Origin of the sequence: Janthinobacterium agaricidamnosum (genome assembly GCF_003667705.1) — a bacterium.
In the GTDB taxonomy this organism is placed as follows: domain Bacteria; phylum Pseudomonadota; class Gammaproteobacteria; order Burkholderiales; family Burkholderiaceae_D; genus Janthinobacterium.
Window position 1 is genome coordinate 5,591,672 of the sequence record NZ_CP033019.1, and the last position, 20,044, is coordinate 5,611,715.

Below are 20,044 nucleotides of genomic sequence, written 5' to 3' on the forward strand. Positions count from 1 at the left end.
CGTGAACCAGTTACCTGATTCGTGCAAACTCTAGAAAGGAGGTGATCCAGCCGCACCTTCCGATACGGCTACCTTGTTACGACTTCACCCCAGTCACGAATCCTACCGTGGTAAGCGCCCTCCTTACGGTTAAGCTACCTACTTCTGGTAAAACCCGCTCCCATGGTGTGACGGGCGGTGTGTACAAGACCCGGGAACGTATTCACCGCGACATGCTGATCCGCGATTACTAGCGATTCCAACTTCATGCAGTCGAGTTGCAGACTACAATCCGGACTACGATACACTTTCTGCGATTAGCTCCCCCTCGCGGGTTGGCGGCGCTCTGTATGTACCATTGTATGACGTGTGAAGCCCTACCCATAAGGGCCATGAGGACTTGACGTCATCCCCACCTTCCTCCGGTTTGTCACCGGCAGTCTCATTAGAGTGCCCTTTCGTAGCAACTAATGACAAGGGTTGCGCTCGTTGCGGGACTTAACCCAACATCTCACGACACGAGCTGACGACAGCCATGCAGCACCTGTGTACTGGTTCTCTTTCGAGCACTCCCCAATCTCTCGGGGATTCCAGCCATGTCAAGGGTAGGTAAGGTTTTTCGCGTTGCATCGAATTAATCCACATCATCCACCGCTTGTGCGGGTCCCCGTCAATTCCTTTGAGTTTTAATCTTGCGACCGTACTCCCCAGGCGGTCTACTTCACGCGTTAGCTGCGTTACCAAGTCAATTAAGACCCGACAACTAGTAGACATCGTTTAGGGCGTGGACTACCAGGGTATCTAATCCTGTTTGCTCCCCACGCTTTCGTGCATGAGCGTCAATCTTGACCCAGGGGGCTGCCTTCGCCATCGGTGTTCCTCCACATATCTACGCATTTCACTGCTACACGTGGAATTCTACCCCCCTCTGCCAGATTCTAGCCTTGCAGTCTCCAATGCAATTCCCAGGTTGAGCCCGGGGATTTCACATCAGACTTACAAAACCGCCTGCGCACGCTTTACGCCCAGTAATTCCGATTAACGCTTGCACCCTACGTATTACCGCGGCTGCTGGCACGTAGTTAGCCGGTGCTTATTCTTCAGGTACCGTCATTAGCAAGAGATATTAGCTCTCACCGTTTCTTCCCTGACAAAAGAGCTTTACAACCCGAAGGCCTTCTTCACTCACGCGGCATTGCTGGATCAGGCTTTCGCCCATTGTCCAAAATTCCCCACTGCTGCCTCCCGTAGGAGTCTGGACCGTGTCTCAGTTCCAGTGTGGCTGGTCGTCCTCTCAGACCAGCTACTGATCGATGCCTTGGTAGGCTTTTACCCTACCAACTAGCTAATCAGATATCGGCCGCTCCACGAGCATGAGGTCTTGCGATCCCCCACTTTCATCCTTAGATCGTATGCGGTATTAGCGTAACTTTCGCTACGTTATCCCCCACTCTAGGGTACGTTCCGATATATTACTCACCCGTTCGCCACTCGCCACCAGAGCAAGCTCCGTGCTGCCGTTCGACTTGCATGTGTAAGGCATGCCGCCAGCGTTCAATCTGAGCCAGGATCAAACTCTTCAGTTTAATCTCTGTTACTTTGCCGTTTTACCGGCACCGTCATTGCTGACGGGTCGCTCACTTCAAAAACAACTGACAGGCCACTTCTTGCGAAGCGTCCTATTTCATTTATTTCTTCGTGAACATTTGATATTTTAAGTTTTACAGCGATCCGAAGATCACTGCTGCACTTACATCAAATGCCCACACTTATCGACTGTTAATTGTTAAAGAACTGTATTCGGTGCTACTTTCGCGCTATTGACAAAGCGTTGTGTTTGTCAGCTGCGAAGAAGGAAGAGTATGAAGCGTTTCGGCTAATTCGTCAACCTTCTTTTTTACCCTGCTTTACTCGGCATTTGCATGCGTCGTTCAGCGAGGGGGCGAATTATAGCCAAGCGACAGCGTGTCCGCAAGAGCCATTTATGGCAAGACGAACGATTTCACCAAGGTCAGCTCGCCGGCGGCCCGCATCGGCACCTGGAAGCTCTGCAGCTTTTCCCGCGGCGTGCCTTCATTGGTGATGATCGACAGGCGGGCGACGGTCAGCATGGCGGTGTTCTCGCCGCTACCGTAGTAATTGACATACGCGTGATAATTGCCCTTCAGGGGTGCCGCGCTGGAAAAGATTTCAGGGCCATAGCCGGTCGTCACGTCCACATCCAGCGCGCCGCCATCTTTCAGGACGCGGTTGCCGTACCAGGCGTGGCCGCCGTCCGGCGTGACCACATGCAGATCAAGATCGGTGCCGGCGCTGTCCCACGACAGCACGATACGCAAGCGCGCTTGCGTCTTGCCCTGGTAGCTGTCGACAAACTGGGTCCGCGCGCGGCTTCTGCCATCGGGCGAGCGCACTTCCACGCTGTTCGAGCCGCTGCCGAAACCATAGGGGCGACCGTAGCTGCCATCCTCCCCCACCTCCATCGGCATCGCCACGCCATTGACCACCAAAGTGGCGGGCTTGCCCTTGACGGCGCCCGCGATACGCCCCCGTATCTGCGCCGTCTCGGCCTGGCCCGGCTGCAGGTTGGCCGACGCGGCGGGATAATTGACCGCTTGCGTGTATTCCTCCTGCGCGCCAGCCGAATTGCGCCAGCCGCCCTTCGGTGCATCGATGGTGACCTGGGCCTGGGCCCAGAGTGGCAACAGCATTAGCGGAATCGAGCAACGGATATAAAAACTCACAGGGCCTCCAGGTTAAGGTCGACGAGCCGGCGGGCCAGCCGCTCGACATATTCTTCGTCCTGGCCGCGCGGATGGCGGCGCAGGCCAAGGTGCAAATATTCATGGGCCAAGGTGATCCGGTCTTCGCGCGTGGCCAGCGGGCGCATGAAGATGCGGTTGCGCGACTGTTCCGAATACGGTGCGCCGCTGGACAGGGCGCAGACCAGCGGCGCTTGCGGCGGCGCCTCGTAGCCGGCCTCGCGCAGCAGCACGCGCTGCCAGCGCGGCACGGATCGCGCCAGCCAATCCTCGTTCTGCGCCAGGCGACGGCAACGCACGCCGGTATTGCCAACGGTGCTCAGCGCGCCGCCCGGATAGGCCGCCGCCAGCAATTCATCATATTGCTTGCCCTGTTTCGCCTGGCGTACCGCCTCGCTCCACGCCATCGTGCCCTCGGACGCTTGGTTGCTGTGATAGCGCACGGTGACGCCATCGACGATCAGCTGGTCGGTCCAGCGCGCAATCGCCAGCGCCGCCGGCGTAGCGGGGCTGGGACTGACGCGCTGGGTCGCGCTGCTGTCGGCGATCTGCTGACAGCCCGCGACGGTTACTGCGTTCTGCTGCAGATACGTGCGCGCGGCAATCGCCAGCGCCTTGGCCGCTTCCGGCTCATTCGCGCTCGCTTCGCGGTCAAGCACGCGCGCCACATATTCATTGACGCCGAAGCGGCCGCGCAATTGCGGGCGGCCTCCCTGCTCTTGTACCAGCATCAACTCGCCGCTGCTGCGCAAGGCCAGGTTCTGGCCATTTTCGAACCGAACATGGTAGCGGCCATTCAGCGGGCCGGGGACGGCCACGCCGCGCTCGCCGCGCACGGCACGGATCGGATAGCGCTTGAAGTAATCGACGACCACGCAGCCGCCATCGTCGGCCGCACCCACTGGCGGCAGACTGGCGGCCAGCCTGGGCGCCCACTGTTCAAAGACATTGCTGCTGCCGCCTGCGCCGCCAAACCAGATCGGGGTGCCATCGGCCAGCCAGCCGGCCGCGCCGCCAATCCGTTCATCTACCCGGCGCTGCTCGTGCCAGGAATACGTCTTCACGCGCAGCTGGCTGCCGAACCAACGCGCCGTGCCGGCACCGCGTCCATCGAGCACGACGCGCAACAGCGCCGCTTCGGCATCCATCCGGCTGGCAGCCGGTATGCTGTCCAGCGCGCGCAGCAGGCTGTCCAGCCGTACCAGCCGCCCCGGCGCCAGCTGCGCGGGGTCCGCCAGCCAGGCAAAGTCCCCTGCCGGCGCGCTACCTAAACGGGTGGTCCAGTATTGGCGCCACGGCGCGGCCGTGATCATCAGACGCTTCGGCGAGAAGAAGGGGCCGCAGGACTGCGCCAGCGCCGCATCGTGGCCGATGCTCTGACCCGCATCGCAGCAATACACTTCTTCCGGATCGCGGCCGCCGCAGCGGTAGTCGGGCATCGCCACCTTGTTATCGCTCGCGTAGACATATACGAACAGCTTCCACAGGCTGGCCAGCGGCACTTGCCGCGTGCCGTCAAACGGCGGCGGCGCTGCGCCGCCCTGGCGCAGCTGGCGCACCTCCATCTTGCCGTCGCGCCACCAGGCCACGTCCAATGAAGCCGACCAGGCAGGCATGGCCAGCAGCAGGGCCGCCATCAATGCAGGACGCACAAAACGCATCACTCGACCTTCAACGCGCGCGTGCTCTTGCCGCCGCCCTCGAAGGCTTTCTGCTCCGGCTGGTACATGCGGTAAAAGCGCGCCGGCGGCAGCACGTAACTGCCCTTCTGCGCAAAGCGCAGCAAATGGCGCACGGTCACGGCGCCTTCCAACGGCTCGACCGGCACCGCGTAACCGTCGCGGCGCTCCGTGTGGCGCGCGCGTTCCAGCGCGACCGGCTTGTCGCCCGCCATGACCATGCCCCAGGTCGTCGATTCGACCATGGCACCGGGCGGCAGCGCCACCTCCAGCAAGCCAAAGCGGTGCTTCGCACCCGGTGCCGCTTTCAAGGTGATTTCATCGAGGTACAGCGCGTCCGTGCTGAGCGCCTCGCCCGGCTTGACCAGCTCCGTCGTGTAGCCGCCCTTGCCCGCCTTCATGCGCAGGATGCGCCTTTCGACGGTGACCGGCAAGGTCTGCGCTTCGGCGGCATAGCTGTCGTACTGCACCACAGCCACCGTGCCGGCCGGCGCCGGTGCAGCAAGACGCAGTTTGTCAGGCACGCCCTTGGCGTCAAGCCAGCGCCACAGCGGATGGCCGCTGCGGCTGTCGCGTTTCTGCCAGGCGCCGTCCAGCGCGACGGCCGGCCCCTTGCCGAACGATGCGCCACCCAGCTTCTTCTGCACCCACATCAACGTCATCGCGCGGTCCAGGGTCGGCATCTCGGCGCGCACGCCGGCCAGCACCGCGTCCGCCTGCGATGGCGGTATTTCGCCGGCCAGCATCAGCAAGGCTTGCGCCACTGGCGCTTTGGACTCGCGCAACACCTGCCAGGCGCTGGCCACTTGCAACTGCAGCGAATGCGGCAAGGCGACGCCATTCTGGCTGGCGACCAGCGCCACCAGGCCAAGGCTCATCGCTTGCGCTTCGCGATCAAGGGCTCCGCCCAGCAGCAGGCTGCTACTGTCGCCCGCCTGGCGCGGCTTGCCGCCCAAGGTGGCGATGGCGCTGTCGTCGACCAGGCCCGCGGCCAATGTCTGCGTGGGCAAGCCCATCTCGCGCGCCATCCACAGCACCAGCGCGCGGTCGCCCATCGCATCCTTCAAGCCATGTTCGCTGTAGACGGCCAGCAGCTTGTTCCAGTGCTCGGGCGGCAGTTCGATATGCAGCGCGCGCGCCGCGTACCAGTCGGCGTAATAAGCGTATGCCGTCATCAGGGCATTGCCGGCCGTGGCGTGGCCCCACCAGCCGAAGACGGCGTTCGGGCCGGCCATCGAGACCAGGCGCAGGCGCTGCGCCGTGAGCAGCGTTTGCAGGGCGCCGGCGTCCGGCCCCAGGCTTTGCGTGGCCAGCGCCAGCGGAATCAAACGGCTCGCCGTCTGCTCGACGCAGCCATACGGATAATCGATCAGGTCGTCGGCAATGCGCGCGAACTGGCTGGCTGCTCCTTGAGCGAACGAGACGCGGAGATTGCGCGCGTCGGCCGGCAGCTTGAGCGGCATATCACCGGTGGCGCCATCGAGCGGCAGCACCAGCGAACGCGGGCTGCTCCAGGCGGCGGGCAGGGTTTGCATGGCCGCCTCCAACGCGTCGACCAGCTTGCCGTTCTGTTTCAGCTCCAGGCGCAGCGGCACGCTAGCGCCTGCAGCGAGCGGAAATTCGACGTAGTTGACGCCCGGTTTGGCGGACAGCTTTTCCGTCTTCGGCTGCGCCCCGCCCGAGAGGACGACGTCGAGCGCCTGCTCCTTGCCCGTCTGGTTGAACACGGCCACCGAGGCGCGCGGCGCATCGCCGGCACGCATCCAGTCGGGCGCCGTCCACTTGGCATAGAAGTTTTTGTCGGAACGCAGATAGGCGGTGCGCTGGCCCACGCGCCCCTGCTCATCCATCGCGCGGCCGGTGATCCTCCAGCGCGTCAGCGCGTCAGGCATGGTGAAGCTCACGCGAGCATTGCCGTTGGCGTCGGTCTTCAACGACGGCGCCCAGTAGGCCGTATCGATATTGTCGCGGCGCGGGCGTTCAAGCACCTTGACGCCGCGCTCGTTGTAGTTGTGGCGCGCGGGCGCGCCGGCCGTGCGGCCCTGCGCCATGTCGTAGCTGATGAAGGACAGGCTGGCCGTGGTGCGCACGTTGTTGCGGCGCGGATGGTAGAAGAAGTCGCCGATGTCGGGCGCTATTTCCGGCTGCAGCACATAGATCATTTCATCGACGACGCCCAGCGCCACCAGGGTGCTCAAGGGCTTGCCGTCCAGCGTGGCCTTGACGTCCAGCGTGACCTTTTCGCCGGGCTGGTAGACCTCCTTGTCGCTCTTGAACTGCAGCGCGATGCGCGGCTCGATCACTTGCAGGCCGGCGTTCTCGAACACGAAATCGCCATTGCGCGTGTACGCCACCGAGAACGTCATGTTCGGGCCATGCTCTTCTTTTACCGGGATGCGCACTCTCCACTGGCGCGGCGCCACGCGCTTCGCCTGGTACCAATCCGCAGCGCCGGCCATCAAGCCATGGTGTTCCACCTTGTCGCGCTCGAGCGTCAACAGGGCCTGGTCGACCTTGTCGGAGAAGGTGATCAATGCCTCGGCCGTGTCGCCCGGACGGTAGCGGGCGCGGTCCAGCACGATCTCGATGCTGCCCGGCGTCGTCTGCACGCCATCGCCGGCGACCCAGTGGCTGGCGGCGGCCAGCAGGTTGCCCCGTTCGTCGCGCAGCGCCAGCTGATACGAGCCGGAGGCCGGGAACGTCACGTCCCAGCCCTTGGCAGCCGGATCGAAGGCGCCCTCGGTCTTGCTCTGTTTTTCCAGCTGCACCATCTCCCAGCGCACGGGCTTGGCCGCGCTTTGGCCATCGGCCACCAGGTCGAAATGCACGTTTTGTCCCGGATCGGAAAACTGGCGCACGGCCTTCAGCTGGTAGCTGCTGCTCGAGCGCTCTATCATCAGCTCGCGCGTCGTCTTGACGCGGTAGGCCGCGCCATCGGTTGCCAGCACGGTCAAGATGTAGCGCGACGGATCGGCGGCGGGCGGCAAGGTGAAGTCCACATTGCCGCTGCCGTCGCTCGTCACTTCCTCGGTCTTCAAGGCCACCGGGAACAGGCCGCTGTAGCGCAGCTCCCCCTCGACCATGGTGTTTTGCTGGCCGCGCAAGGACAAGGTCATCTTCGCGTTTTTTACCGGTTTGCCATCGGGGTAGCGCAGCGCGATGCTGCCTTTGACCGCCTCGCCCGTCTTGAATTCCGGTTTCGATGGCTGGACGTTGATCTCAAAGTGCGGCTTGACGTATTCGGCCACGCGGAAGGCCGCGCCATACACGCCATCCTTGTAATTGAAGCGCAGTTCATAGCCGCCGGCGGTGGCTTCCGTGGGCAGGCGGAAGCGCGTGTCGGCACCCGTATCGCCGGACAGCTGCAGCGTTTGCGTCAGCAGCGGCGTGCCGTTCGGATTGAGCACGCTCAAGCTGATCGGTGCAGCGCTTGCTGCCTGCGAGGCGCGCGCCGAGGTGAATTCGCGGCCCAGGAATTTGACGTTGACCTCGTCGCCGGGACGGTACAGGGGCCGGTCGGTCACCGCATAAATCTTGGTGTTATAGATTTCGCTGTCATAGTAAAAATTCTCGGACACGAACACGCCGCCGGCGCCGTCCTGGCCCAGCACATACGTGTGTTCAGGGCTGCCGCGCTCGAGCGAGGCGACACCGTCTGCGCCGGTGACAGCCGACTGCAGCACGCCGGTACCGTCCGTCCACGCCACGCTGGCGCCGGCCACGGCGGCGCTGTTGTCGCGCCGCGCCGTCCATACCAGCATCTGGCCGGAAGAGACCTTGGTGACGGCCACCGTGTCCGACACAAACACCAGGGTGGTGGCGCGGTGCTCGCCGATGATCGCTTCGACCAGGTACAAGCCCGGCTTGCGCTTGCCCAGCGGGATCATCACGTTGCCGGCGCCGGCGACGATAAAGTCGCTGCTGGAGCCATCGAGCTTGACGCCTTTCGGCGGCGCGATGGCCTTGGCCTGCCAGATCGGATAGCGGAAGCTGTCGACCAGCTCCATGCCCTTGATCGGCTTGTACTGCGGATGATTGGCAAATACGGTCGGCTTGCGGATCGCGTCCTTCGTTGCCAGTTGCGGCTGTTCTTTCGTGACCGCGAGGCGCGCTTCGCCGGAAAACAGCTTGCGCCAGGCCAGGCGCGACTGCTTCCACCAGCTATCCCACAGAAAGCTCAAGGTATTGGCCAGGCCCTCGCCCTGGTAATTGCCCTCGACCTGGATGCGGTGCAGATTACGCTGCTTTTTCAGGAATTCCATCGGCTCGGGCACGCGGTAGACGATGATGTCGGCGCCCGAATACGCTTCCAGGTTCATGCGCCCCATGTCGCGCCCGGGCACCTCGAGCCGCACGCGCGCTTCATCAAGACTGCCGTAGCTGGCGTCCGACAGCAGGAAGAAGGGCTCGCCCTTGAAGGTGCTGTAGTTGCTCGGTTCGCGCTGCTGCGCCGAGGCGCCGCCAATGAGGACCAAGGCCAGCAGGCTGGCAAGGAACAGCTTCATGACAAAAATCGGCTTCATGATAAAAACGCCAGCCGGAACACGCCGGCGAAATTCGGATTGTTGACCACAGGTTGCCACCGCGTGTCCTTCCAGCTCGTGAGTTCTTTGATATCGACGGTCCGCAGACCATTGTCGTCGGGGGTGACGGTGCCGGTGTGATAGGCGATGCGCGCGCCCATCCAGACCATCAGGTGCTGTTCGTCGCCCTGGTCGAAAAACAGCAGGTCGCCGGGCAGTGCCTGGCTGATCTCGCGGGCGACGAAGCGGCTGTTGTACTGCACCAGCGCCAGCGCCGTGACGAAGTGGCCGACCTTGCCATCCGTCTGCACCCAGCGGTTGCGCAGGGCTGCCTGGTTCGCGTCCAGTTCCAGCTCGGGCGGCAAGCGCCGGTCGCTGGCGATGCCGTTCGCGTGCAGCCATTTCGCGTCATGCACGGTGAGCGCTTCGTTGACGGCAAAGCGCACCAGGCCGGCGCAATCGCGGTGCGTCCAGCGCGGCGACGGTCCCCGTTCGATCTGCGCGTTGACGATGCGCAGCATCCAGGCCTGAAACGCGCGGCTCTGGGCTTGCGACAGCTGCACTTGCCCCCCGGCGGCCGCGCGCAGGGCCCAGGCGGGTGCGGCGACAGCAGCGACGCACACCGCCAGCGCAGCGCGCCGTCCATGCGACACCGTCATCGCGCCGTCTCCTGCCATTCCAGCGTTTCCCACGACGTGCCGCTGGCTGGCTGCCGCTTGAGCACCATGCGCAGCGGCGGATATTTTTTCAGGGCGTTCAGGCGCGGCACCAGGTGTTCGTTGGCGGCCGCGCGCAAGACCGGTTCGTTATTCGCAGGCAGGGTATCAAAGGCTTCCAGCTGGATCAGGCGGGCCAGCGAGGCCGGCGCGATCAGGCCGATCGTGTGCGCGCCATCGGGCAGCAGGTCGCTGGCGGCCGGTGCCTGCTTGCGGCGCACGGCCAGCACCTGGTCCACCAGCTTGCCGTCGGCCGAGAAGACAACCGTATTGCCGGCCACGGCCAGCGCCGGCGTGGACTGACCGAGGGCCGTGGCGACGCTGCGCTCCCAGCGAACGAACTCACCTTTAGCATCCTTGCCCGTGGTCTTGCGCACGGGGTCCTTGCCGCCGATGGCCGCCGCGAACAGGCTGCCATAGACAGCGTCGTCGCCGGCCTGCGCACTGCGCGTGGCGACAAACACGGGCGTATGCAGGCGCGAACTGCCGTACCAGCAGGCGGCGGCGGGGCCTTGCAAGTGCCCGGCCAGCGGCACCACCGGCTCCGATGTCTTGTCGCCCAGGCGCTTGAGCACGGGCTGCAGCGCGGCCCAGTCCACCGGCACGCTGAAGCAGGCGCTCGGGTTATGCGGCAGCACGGGCCACAGGGCGCTGCTGTCATACGCACCGTTTTTCAGTTTATCGGCATTGAGCAGCACCTTCGATTGCCAGGCGCCCTGTTGAAAATCGAAGCGCAGCGCTTCGAGCGCGCCAAAGAAGGGCTGGTAGCCGAACGACAGGAAGTCGGCCTTGACGGCGATGCTGTGTCCCTCCGGCGCGGCTGGATCGAGATGGAATTGCGCATGAAAGACGTTTTGTTTCGCCGGCTCCGGCGCCAGCAGGCTGGCCACGGTTTTCTCGGCCGTGCCATCGCCATCCTTGCCGTCGCTGCCACCGTACAGCATGCCGGGATGGGACAGGATGACCAGGCGCTGGCCGTGCGCGGCGAACAGCAAGGTGCGCTGGTAGGCATAGTTCAGCGCATACACGGGCACTTGGCCGCCATTGACGCGCAAGCTGCCGGCCACGCGCATCTGCGTATCCTTCAAGGCGATCTTGCCCGCTTCCTCGAGCAGGCGCGTCAGCTGGCTGCGCGAGACGGCGATGGCGAAATGCTTGAGCGAGCCGTCGGCATCGCGCCACAGGGCCACTTCCGCCGGCTGGTCCAGCACCATGCGCAGCAGCTGGTCGCCCCAGCCCAATTCATGCTCATAGGCGATGCGGCGCAAGCTGCCCTTGAGGCCCAGCCGGTCTTCGCTCTGCTCGTAATAGAACAGGAAATCCTCGCGCAGCACGTCGCGCGCCAGCGGCACTGTCAGCAGGTCGCGCGGCAAGGCTGACAGGCTTTTCGTGCGGACCAGCGCGTCGGGCCGCGATAAATCCAGCTTCAGGCCGTTGACCGGCCCCAGCATGCCCCAGCCGAAGACCCGGTAGCCGACCAGCGCGGCCGCCACCAGCGCCACGCCGGCAAGTGTCCCGAGCAGGACTTTTTTATTGAGTACTTTTTTCGCCAGCACCTTGTATCCCTTTTAGCCTGCCGCAGCATTGACAAGTTAGTAATTGTTGACAAATGGTAACATGGCATTGGCAGCCGCAGCGCACAGCTGACGCGACAGCGTAAAATAGCGGATTCGCCGTTTCCATCGCCTCCCATGACCATCCTGCTCTCCACCCTGAACGCCCGCTATACCCACGCCTCGCTGGGATTGCGCTATCTGCTGGCCAATATGGGCCCGCTGCAGGCGCAGACGCGGCTGCAGGAATTCGTCATCGGCACCAAGACGACGGAACTGGTCGAGCGCATCCTCGTCAACAAGCCGCGCATCATCGGTTTTGGCGTCTACATCTGGAACGTCGAGGAAACGACCAAACTGGTGGCTATGCTCAAACGCGTGGCGCCCGAGGTCATCATCGTGCTGGGCGGGCCGGAAGTGTCGCATGAGGCGGGCGAGCAGGAAATCGTCAAACTGGCCGACTACCTGATCACGGGCTGGGGCGACGTCACCTTCCCCAAGCTGTGCGGCGAGATCCTCCACGGCCCGAAGCCGCTGATGAAGATCCATGCGGGCGTGCAGGCGCCGCTGGCCGAACTGCAGCTGCCCTACTCCTTGTATACGGACGACGATATCCGCCACCGCACGATTTACGTGGAAGCGTCGCGCGGCTGTCCGTTCAAGTGCGAATTCTGCCTGTCGGCGCTGGACAAGACGGCCTGGCCCTTCGCGCTGGAGAATTTCCTGGCCGAGATGGAGTCGCTGCATGCGCGCGGCGCGCGCCTGTTCAAGTTCGTCGACCGCACCTTCAACCTGAACATCAAGACCAGTTTGAAGATCATGCAGTTCTTCTTAGATAAGATCGAGGCGAATCCGGACGATCCCATCTACGCCCACTTCGAACTGGTGCCCGACCACTTGCCCGACGCCTTGAAAGAAGGCATCAGCAAATTCCCGCCCGGCGCGCTGCAGTTCGAAATCGGCATCCAGAGTTTCAATCCGGACGTGCAATCGCTGGTCAGCCGCAAGCAGGACAACCAAAAGGCGGCCGACAACATCCGCTGGCTGTGCGAAGAATCGAACGCCCACTTGCACGTGGACTTGATCGCCGGCTTGCCGGGCGAGGATGAAGCGAGCTTCGCGGCCGGCTTCAACAAGCTGGTGGCCCTGAAACCGCATGAAATCCAGTTCGGCATCTTGAAGCGGCTGCGCGGCACGCCCATCATCCGGCATACGGAAAACTATGGCATGGTGTTCGACCCGCACCCGCCGTACACCATCCTGGCCAATAAACAGCTCGATTTCATGAGCATGCAGCGCCTCGTGCGCTTCGCCCGCTACTGGGACCTGGTGGCCAACTCGGGCCGCTTCGCCAATACGGTGCAATGGATGCTGGGCGAGTCGCCGTTTGAAAACTTCATGGATTTTTCGAACTGGCTGTACGCCCACACGGACGCCACCCACCGCATTGCCATGGAGCGCCTGGCCAAGCTGGTGGCGCAATGGCTGCAGACGCGCGGCATGAGCGCGGTCGAGGCCAACGCCCTCGTGGCCAGCGACTATGCGGGCGGCGCGCAGGCAGCCGCACATGCCAAGCCAAGCGAAGTGAGTACTAGCAACGCCAAGGTGCGTCCGGACGTCGCCCTGCCGCAGCGGCAGGCGCGCCACCTGGCGTCCTGAGGGGCGGGCGATTGAACAGCGGTGGCGGTCTGCGCCATTCTCCCTTAAACTGGCACGATGCCGACTGTACAATCGCCGAAACTGACCCTCTCCCAGACCAGCTCCCAACAGGGAGCCCTTGTCACTGCCAGCGGCACCTGGCAGGTGCACGCGCTGGCGCATGACAATGCCATCAAGGCCATCGAGGCCCAGCTCAAGCCCCTGCAGGGCGATACCAAGGCGCAATGGGATTTGTCGGCCATCGACAGCATGGACCATATCGGCGCCCAGCTGTTCTGGAATGCCTGGGGCAAGCAGCGCCCCGCGCAACTGACCCTGGCGCCGTCGCAGGAAGAGTTTTTCCGGCGCATCGAAGAGACGGGGCCGCTGCAAACGCCGCCGTCGCGCGCCAACCGCCTCACGCCCGTGATGAAGCTGGGCATGGCCATTTTGCTGTTTTTCGAACATTTGAAGGGCTTTATTGCCCTTGTCGGCCAAGTGACGCAGGATATCGGCCGCTTCGCACGCCACCCGATGCGCGGGCCGTGGCGTGAAATTTCCGCCAATATCTTCCATGCGGGCTTCCAGGCGCTGGGTATCACGGCCCTGGTCGGCTTTCTGATCGGCGTCGTGCTGTCCTATCTTTCCGCGCAGCAACTGCGGGCCTTTGGCGGCGACATTTACCTGGTCAACCTGCTGGGCATGAGCGTCATCCGCGAACTGGGGCCCTTATTGGCGGCCATTCTCGTGGCAGGCCGCTCCGGCTCGTCCATCACGGCACAGCTGGGCGTCATGCGTGTCACGGAAGAGCTCGATGCCATGCTGGTGATGGGCATTTCGCACGGTTTCCGCCTGATCATGCCCAAAGTGCTGGCCCTGGCCATTTCCATGCCCCTGCTCGTCATCTGGACGGATACGGCCGCGCTGATCGGCGGCATGGTGGCGGCCAAGGTGGAACTGAACCTGTCGGCGCGCTACTTCATCCAGAAGCTGCCCGATGCCGTGCCGCTGGCCAACTACATGATCGGCCTGGGCAAGGGCGTGATCTTCGGCATGCTGATCGCCCTCGTCTCCTGCCACTTCGGCCTGCGCATCAAGGCCAATACGGAAAGCCTGGGGCGCGGCACCACCACCGCCGTCGTCACGGCCATTACCGTCGTGATCCTGGCCGACGCCGTGTTTGCCATCGTCTTCAATGGAGTGGGCTACTGATGGCGAACGACACCGATATCGCCTGCAAGGCGAGCGAGGGCCAGGACGGCCAGTTCGACCTGCATGGCGACGCGCCCGTGGTGGAAATCACCAATCTGTGGACCAAGTTCGGCCGCACCGTCGTGCACCAGGACTTGAACCTGGAAATCGAGCGGGGCGAAATCCTGTCCATCGTGGGCGGTTCCGGCACGGGCAAGACGGTGCTGCTGCGCCAGATGCTGGGCCTGGAACATCCGGCACGGGGCTGCGTCAAAGTCTTTGGCGAAGATATCAACAAGGCAAGTTCCGACCAGTTGCAGCAGTTGCGCAACCACTGGGGCATGCTGTTCCAGCAAGGCGCGCTGTATTCGGCCCTGACCGTGTTCGACAACGTGGCCCAGCCCATGCGCGAATTACGCGTGCTGCCCGAAGCGCTGGTGCATGACGCGGTATTATTAAAAATGAACATGGTGGGCCTGGGCCCGGAACATGCGCTGAAAATGCCGTCGGACTTGTCGGGCGGCATGATCAAGCGCGTGGCCCTGGCGCGCGCCCTGGCGCTGGAACCGAAGCTGCTGTTCCTCGACGAACCGACGGCCGGCCTGGACCCGGACTTGTCGGAAAGTTTTGTCGCCCTGATCCAGTCGCTGCACCGCGAACTGGGCTTGACGGTGGTCATGGTCACGCATGACCTCGACACTTTGTTCGCCCTGTCCACGCGTATCGCCGTGCTGGCGGAAAAACACGTGATCGCCATCGGCCCCACGCGCGAGGTGATCGAAGTGGACCACCCGTTCATCAAGCAATTTTTCCTCGGCGACCGCGGCAAGCGCGCGCTGGCCGTCCTCGATGAAAAACAGGCGGCGGACAAGGCGGCGCAGCCAGGCGACGACGCCGGCACAGACAAGAAAGCGGAGAAGTAATGGAAAACAGATCACATGCCCTGATGACGGGATTTTTTACACTGACCTTGCTGGTGGCCGCCATCCTGTTCGGCGTCTGGTTCAACCGCGACCGCGTGGAAAGAGTCCCGTATTTGCTCGCCACCACCCTGTCCGTGCCGGGCCTGAACCCGCAGGCGACCGTGCGCTACCGGGGCCTGGAAGTGGGCAAGGTCGACGCCATCGACTTCGACACGCAAAAGGCGGGGCAAATCCTCGTGCACATCAGCGTGGCGCCCGATACCCCCGTCACGAATACCACCTTTGCCACCCTGGGCTACCAGGGCGTGACGGGCATCGCCTACATCCAGCTCGACGACGAGCACGTGGGCTCGACACTGCTGGGCACCAGCAAGGACAAGCCGTCGCTGATCCCCCTGCGCGCGGGCTTGCTCGACCAGCTGGAAAAACGGGGCAAGCGCATCCTCGACCAGGCCGAGCAGATCACCAATAAAGTGAATAATTTGCTCAGCCCCGACAACCAGGCGGCCATGCTGGGCGCCTTCACTGAAGTGGGCAAGGCGGCCAAGGCCTTTGGCGCCATCCCGCAGCAGCTGGAACCGACCCTGACGCAATTGCCGCAACTGACGGAACAGACGCGGCAAACCTTGACGGCCGTCAGCACGGCCAGCAAGAACGTGTCGGACCTGACGGCCACGTGGAAAAAGCTCGGCAGCGACATCCAGGCGCCCGGCGGCGTGCTCGACAAGGTCAATGGCACGGTCGACCGGGTCGGCAATTCCGTGGAAACGGTGGCCAATGGCGTGTCCCTGGAAGTCTTGCCGCAGGTAATCGAGCTGAGCGGCGAGGCGCGCTCCTCGATGCGCGCCCTGAAAACCACCATGAGCACGCTCAATGAACAGCCGCAGAGCATCTTGTTCGGCGCCCCAGACATCCCGCCCGGCCCGGGCGAGCCCGGTTTTTCGGCGCCCGGCAAATAAGGAGAACACCGCATGCCTATTCCTCGCCATCTCACCGCACTCATCGTCGCCGGCGCTTTTTTGCTGGGCGGCTGCGCCAGCCGCGGCCCCGTGCCCACGTTCTATGATTTCGGCCCGGCCGCACCGCAGGCAGCGGCACCGGCTGCCGCGCCAGCCGTGCCCGTGCTGGTGATCGCCGACGCCAACGGCCCTTCGTGGCTGGACAGCCAGCGCATGTATTACCGCTTGCTGTACGCCGATGCGCAGCAATCGCGGCCGTACGCCTACAACCGCTGGAACACGCCGCCGCTGCAACTGCTGAGCCAGCGCCTGAAAACGCGCGTGGCGCAAAGCGGCGTGAAAGTGCTGTCGACCACGGACGCGGCCGCCGGTATTCCCCTGCTGCGCATCGACGTCGATGATTTTTCGCAAGCGTTTGACACGCAGACGCAAAGCAGCGGCCATGTGTCGCTGCGCGCCTCGCTGTTCCGCGGCCACCGCCTGATCGACCAGAAAACCTTCAGCCGCAGCGGTCCGGCCGGCAGCGCCGATGCGCAAGGCGGCGCGCAGGCGCTGGCGGCGGCCTCGGACGCCATCGCCGCCGACCTGCTCACCTGGCTGGGCACGCTGAATATCCCGAAAGAATGACCGACCCCGCATCCCCCGCCAGCCCGGCGGCGCCGCTGCCGCCCGTCCGTTCCTCGCCCGTGTCGCGCGCGACCCTGCTCGCCTACGTCTTCCTGATCGTGTACGCCAGCTGGTTCCCGTTCACGGGCTGGCACAGCAATGGCCTGTCGCCGCTGACGTTCCTGGAAAACACCCGCATGCCCCGTTACTGGACGGGCTTTGACGTGGGCATCAACGTCGTCGGCTACATCCCGCTGGGCGCCTTGATCGTGTATTCGCTGTTTCCAAGAATCACGGGTTTCTTTGCCGTTATCGTCGCCAGCCTGTGCGGCATGTTGATTTCCGGCAGCATGGAAGCCGTGCAAACCTATCTGCCCAGCCGCGTATCGTCGAACCTGGATTTTTATACGAATGCGGCCGGCTGCTGCATCGGCTCCATCATCGGCGCCTTGACGGCGCGCAAGCTGCTCGACCATAGCCATTTGTACCGCTTGCGCCAGCGCTGGTTTGCCCAGCATGCCAGCCAGGGCCTGGTGCTGGTGGCCCTGTGGCCGCTGGCGCAGATCTATCCGCAAGGCTATCTGTTCGGCTTGGGCCAGCTGCTGCCCATCCTGTCGGACTGGCTGTCGCAGCTGACGGGCATCGACATCGATCTGGCCGCGTACCTGCGTCCCGACGTGATCTTAACGGTCGAGCAATATTGGCTTTCAGAAACTATCATCACGGCTTGCGGCATGACGGGCGCCGTGCTCACCTTGCTGTGCCTGCTGCGCCGCGCCGCGCCGCGCGCCATCCTGATGCTGACCCTGATCGCCGCCGCCCTGATCGTGCGCTCGATGGCCAGCGCGCTGCTGTTTTCGCCGCAAAACGCCTTCGTCTGGATCACGCCGGGCGCCCAGGGCGGCTTCTTGATCGGCCTGATCATGCTGGGCGGCCTGGCCTTCGCGCCGCACGTGGCGCAGCGCCGCATCGCGGCCGCCACCTTGCTGCTGAGCCTGGTGATGGTGAATACGACGCCGATCAATCCCTATTTCATGTCAACCTTGCAAGGCTGGGTACAAGGCAAGTTCCTGAACTTTAATGGCGCGGCGCAATTTCTCGCCTTGCTGTGGCCCTTCGTGGCCCTGTGGTTCCTGTGCCTGCCCTCGCACCGCCTGAACCGGCAGGACGATGTGCAGCGCCAGCGTCGCGAAGACCACCCATAAGCGCTATCATGGCGCATTGATGAATCAGCAGGAGCATAGTATGAGCGACGCACCGTATTTTGAACGCCACGTTTTTTTCTGCATGAACAAACGTGAAGACGGCCGCAACAGCTGCGGCGACCATGGCGCGGAAGCGGCGCAAAAGCATTGCAAGCGCCGCATCAAGGAACTCGACATGAATGGCGCGGGCAAGATCCGCATCAACCAGGCCGGCTGCATGGACCGCTGCGAGGAAGGCCCGCTGCTGGTCATCTACCCGGAAGCGACCTGGTACACCTATGTCGACACCAGCGATATCGATGAAATCATCGATACCCACCTGGTGGGCGGAAAAATAGTCGAGCGCCTGAAGATTTAATGCCAATTTAAGAGATAGCCACCAGTATGAGCATCATGAACAGAAACTCGGAAAAATTTACCCTCGCCGGCCATGCAGGCAGCATGGAAGGCTTGCTCGATTTCCCGGCAGACACTCCGCGCGGCATCGCCCTCGTTGCCCATCCGCACCCGCTGTACGGCGGCACGATGGATAACAAGGTCACGCAAACCCTGGCGCGCGCGTTTGTCGCCCTCGGTTACGTGGTGGCGCGCATCAACTTCCGCGGCGTGGGCGCTTCCGAAGGCGTACACGACCATGGCGCGGGCGAAACGGACGACATGCAGTTGCTGTATGAACACATGGTTGGCCTGTACCCGGGCTTGCCCGTGGCCTTGTCCGGCTTCTCGTTCGGCACCTACGTGCAATCGAAACTGCAGGAACGCCTGGCCGCCGCCGGCACGCCCGCCGAGCGCCTGGCGCTGATCGGCAGCGCGGCCGGCAAATGGGCCATGGCCGACATTCCGGCCGACACCATCTTGATCCACGGCGAACTGGACGACACGATTCCCCTGTCCGCCGTCTTCGACTGGGCCCGTCCACAAGACATTCCCGTGATCGTGATCCCCGGCGCCGACCACTTTTTCCACCGCAAGCTCAACCACATCAAGAACCTCGTGATTGCGCTGTGGCATGGTGACAAACCCTCAATCGCAGCAGATGATCATTGAAGTGTGGGCTTACTAGCGCCTCCACGGCTATAATTGATCCGTTTTTTCCACGCGGCCACGTACGCAGCAACTGCGTGGCCCTCAGCCTTCATCTTTTTCGCAGACCAGCCTCCATGAAAAAACTTTTAGCGGCACTGGCCTCCAGTGTACTTTTCCTATCCGCCGCCTACGCGCAAACCGTTCCAGCCCCAACCATCGCCGCCAAGTCCTGGCTGCTGCTTGACGCCACCAGTGGCCAGATCATTGCTTCGCAAGATCCGGACGCGCGCATCGAGCCGGCCTCGTTGACCAAGATCATGACGGCCTACCTGACGTTTGCCGCCATCCGCGAAAAGAAACTGGCGCTGGACCAGAAAGTGAACGTGTCCGTGCGCGCATGGAAAGTCGATTCGAGCAGCTCGAAGATGTTCATCGACCCGGCCACGCCCGTGTCGATCGACGACTTGCTGCACGGCCTGATGATTCAATCGGGTAACGACGCTGCCGTGGCACTGGCCGAAGCCGTCGCCGGCGATGAAGGCACCTTCGTCGTGCTGATGAACCGCGAAGCCCAGCGCATGGGTCTGAAAAACACGCGTTTTGCCAATCCGCATGGCTTGCCTAGCCCCGAGAACTATTCCACGGCGCAAGACTTGTCCGTGCTGGCCAAGCGCGTGATCGCCGACTATCCGGAATTCTACAAAATCGATTCCATCAAAAGTTTCACCTACAACAAGATCACCCAGCCTAACCGCAACCGCCTGCTGTGGCTGGACCCGACCGTCGACGGCATGAAGACGGGCCACACGGAAGCGGCCGGCTATTGCATGATCGCCTCGGCCCGCCGTCCGGGCGGCACCGGCGAGCGCCGTTTGATCTCCGTGGTGCTGGGCACCTCGTCCGACCAGGCCCGCACGCAGGAAAGCCAGAAGCTGCTGAACTGGGGCTTCCAGAACTTCGATACGGTCAAGCTGTACTCGAAAGGCCAGGCCGTCGCCACGCCGGAAGTGTGGAAGGGCTCGAAAGGCACCGTGAAAATCGGTTTCGCCCACGATGTGCTCGTCACCGTACCAAAAGGCACGGCGGCCAAGATGAAACCTGTGCTGGAGCGCAAGGACCCGCTGGTCGCGCCTTTGGCGGAAAACGCCCCTGTCGGCAAGCTGAAAATGATGGTCGACGACAAAGTCCTGCTGGAACTGCCGGTCGTGGCGCTGGAGCCGATCAACCAGGCAACGATCTTCGGCCGCGCCTGGGATTCGATGCGCCTGTGGATGAAATAAGCCC

Annotated in this window: 14 protein-coding genes and 1 rRNA gene; 9 read left to right on the forward strand and 6 right to left on the reverse strand. The window is 63.1% G+C overall.

What is annotated here, in order from left to right; translation table 11 throughout:
• Positions 1-34: 34 nt before the first annotated feature.
• From D9M09_RS25310 to D9M09_RS25335, 6 genes are all read right to left on the reverse strand, one after another.
• Positions 35-1,565: ribosomal RNA gene (locus tag D9M09_RS25310) — 16S ribosomal RNA — on the reverse strand.
• Between the two features lie 396 nt (positions 1,566-1,961).
• Entirely contained in the window at positions 1,962-2,690 is a 729-nt protein-coding gene (locus tag D9M09_RS25315; RefSeq protein ID WP_070224745.1) for a YfaP family protein, read from the reverse strand.
• Between the two features lie 29 nt (positions 2,691-2,719).
• Complete coding sequence (locus D9M09_RS25320; RefSeq protein ID WP_121670649.1) at positions 2,720-4,402, reverse strand: DUF2300 domain-containing protein; 1,683 nt, start codon at positions 4,400-4,402, stop codon at positions 2,720-2,722.
• Positions 4,402-8,943 (reverse strand): alpha-2-macroglobulin family protein, encoded by a 4,542-nt coding sequence (locus D9M09_RS25325; RefSeq protein WP_240453472.1) that lies wholly within the window; start codon positions 8,941-8,943, stop codon positions 4,402-4,404. Before D9M09_RS25325 ends, D9M09_RS25320 begins: the two co-directional genes overlap by 1 nt.
• Positions 8,940-9,602, reverse strand: coding sequence for a DUF1175 family protein (locus D9M09_RS25330; protein WP_240453473.1), 663 nt, complete (start codon positions 9,600-9,602; stop codon positions 8,940-8,942). The genes D9M09_RS25325 and D9M09_RS25330 overlap by 4 nt, the downstream gene beginning before the upstream one ends.
• Positions 9,599-11,215 carry a DUF2138 family protein gene (locus D9M09_RS25335; RefSeq protein WP_121670651.1) on the reverse strand — a complete coding sequence of 539 codons (1,617 nt, stop codon included), beginning with the start codon at positions 11,213-11,215 and terminating at the stop codon, positions 9,599-9,601. Before D9M09_RS25335 ends, D9M09_RS25330 begins: the two co-directional genes overlap by 4 nt.
• A gap of 135 nt (positions 11,216-11,350) precedes the next feature.
• Between D9M09_RS25335 and D9M09_RS25340 the strand changes: the two genes are divergently transcribed.
• From D9M09_RS25340 to D9M09_RS25380, 9 genes are all read left to right on the forward strand, one after another.
• Positions 11,351-12,871, forward strand: coding sequence for a B12-binding domain-containing radical SAM protein (locus D9M09_RS25340; protein ID WP_121670652.1), 1,521 nt, complete (start codon positions 11,351-11,353; stop codon positions 12,869-12,871).
• 57 nt (positions 12,872-12,928) lie between these two features.
• On the forward strand, positions 12,929-14,062 hold the full coding sequence (locus D9M09_RS25345; protein ID WP_121670653.1) for an MlaE family ABC transporter permease: 1,134 nt from the start codon (positions 12,929-12,931) through the stop codon (positions 14,060-14,062).
• The gene (locus D9M09_RS25350) at positions 14,062-14,964 is read left to right on the forward strand and encodes an ABC transporter ATP-binding protein (protein WP_121670654.1); all 903 of its coding nucleotides are present in this window, start codon (positions 14,062-14,064) and stop codon (positions 14,962-14,964) included. Before D9M09_RS25345 ends, D9M09_RS25350 begins: the two co-directional genes overlap by 1 nt.
• Entirely contained in the window at positions 14,964-15,923 is a 960-nt protein-coding gene (locus D9M09_RS25355; protein WP_070224751.1) for an MlaD family protein, read from the forward strand. The genes D9M09_RS25350 and D9M09_RS25355 overlap by 1 nt, the downstream gene beginning before the upstream one ends.
• A gap of 12 nt (positions 15,924-15,935) precedes the next feature.
• Positions 15,936-16,550 carry an ABC-type transport auxiliary lipoprotein family protein gene (locus D9M09_RS25360; protein ID WP_070224752.1) on the forward strand — a complete coding sequence of 205 codons (615 nt, stop codon included), beginning with the start codon at positions 15,936-15,938 and terminating at the stop codon, positions 16,548-16,550.
• The gene (locus D9M09_RS25365) at positions 16,547-17,734 is read left to right on the forward strand and encodes a VanZ family protein (RefSeq protein ID WP_121670655.1); all 1,188 of its coding nucleotides are present in this window, start codon (positions 16,547-16,549) and stop codon (positions 17,732-17,734) included. The genes D9M09_RS25360 and D9M09_RS25365 overlap by 4 nt, the downstream gene beginning before the upstream one ends.
• Before the next feature lie 40 nt (positions 17,735-17,774).
• The gene (locus D9M09_RS25370) at positions 17,775-18,092 is read left to right on the forward strand and encodes a (2Fe-2S) ferredoxin domain-containing protein (RefSeq protein ID WP_034781335.1); all 318 of its coding nucleotides are present in this window, start codon (positions 17,775-17,777) and stop codon (positions 18,090-18,092) included.
• Positions 18,093-18,127: 35 nt separating this feature from the next.
• Positions 18,128-18,781, forward strand: coding sequence for an alpha/beta hydrolase (locus D9M09_RS25375; protein ID WP_121671242.1), 654 nt, complete (start codon positions 18,128-18,130; stop codon positions 18,779-18,781).
• A 113-nt stretch (positions 18,782-18,894) separates the two neighbouring features.
• Complete coding sequence (locus tag D9M09_RS25380; RefSeq protein ID WP_121670656.1) at positions 18,895-20,040, forward strand: D-alanyl-D-alanine carboxypeptidase family protein; 1,146 nt, start codon at positions 18,895-18,897, stop codon at positions 20,038-20,040.
• Positions 20,041-20,044 lie beyond the last annotated feature (4 nt).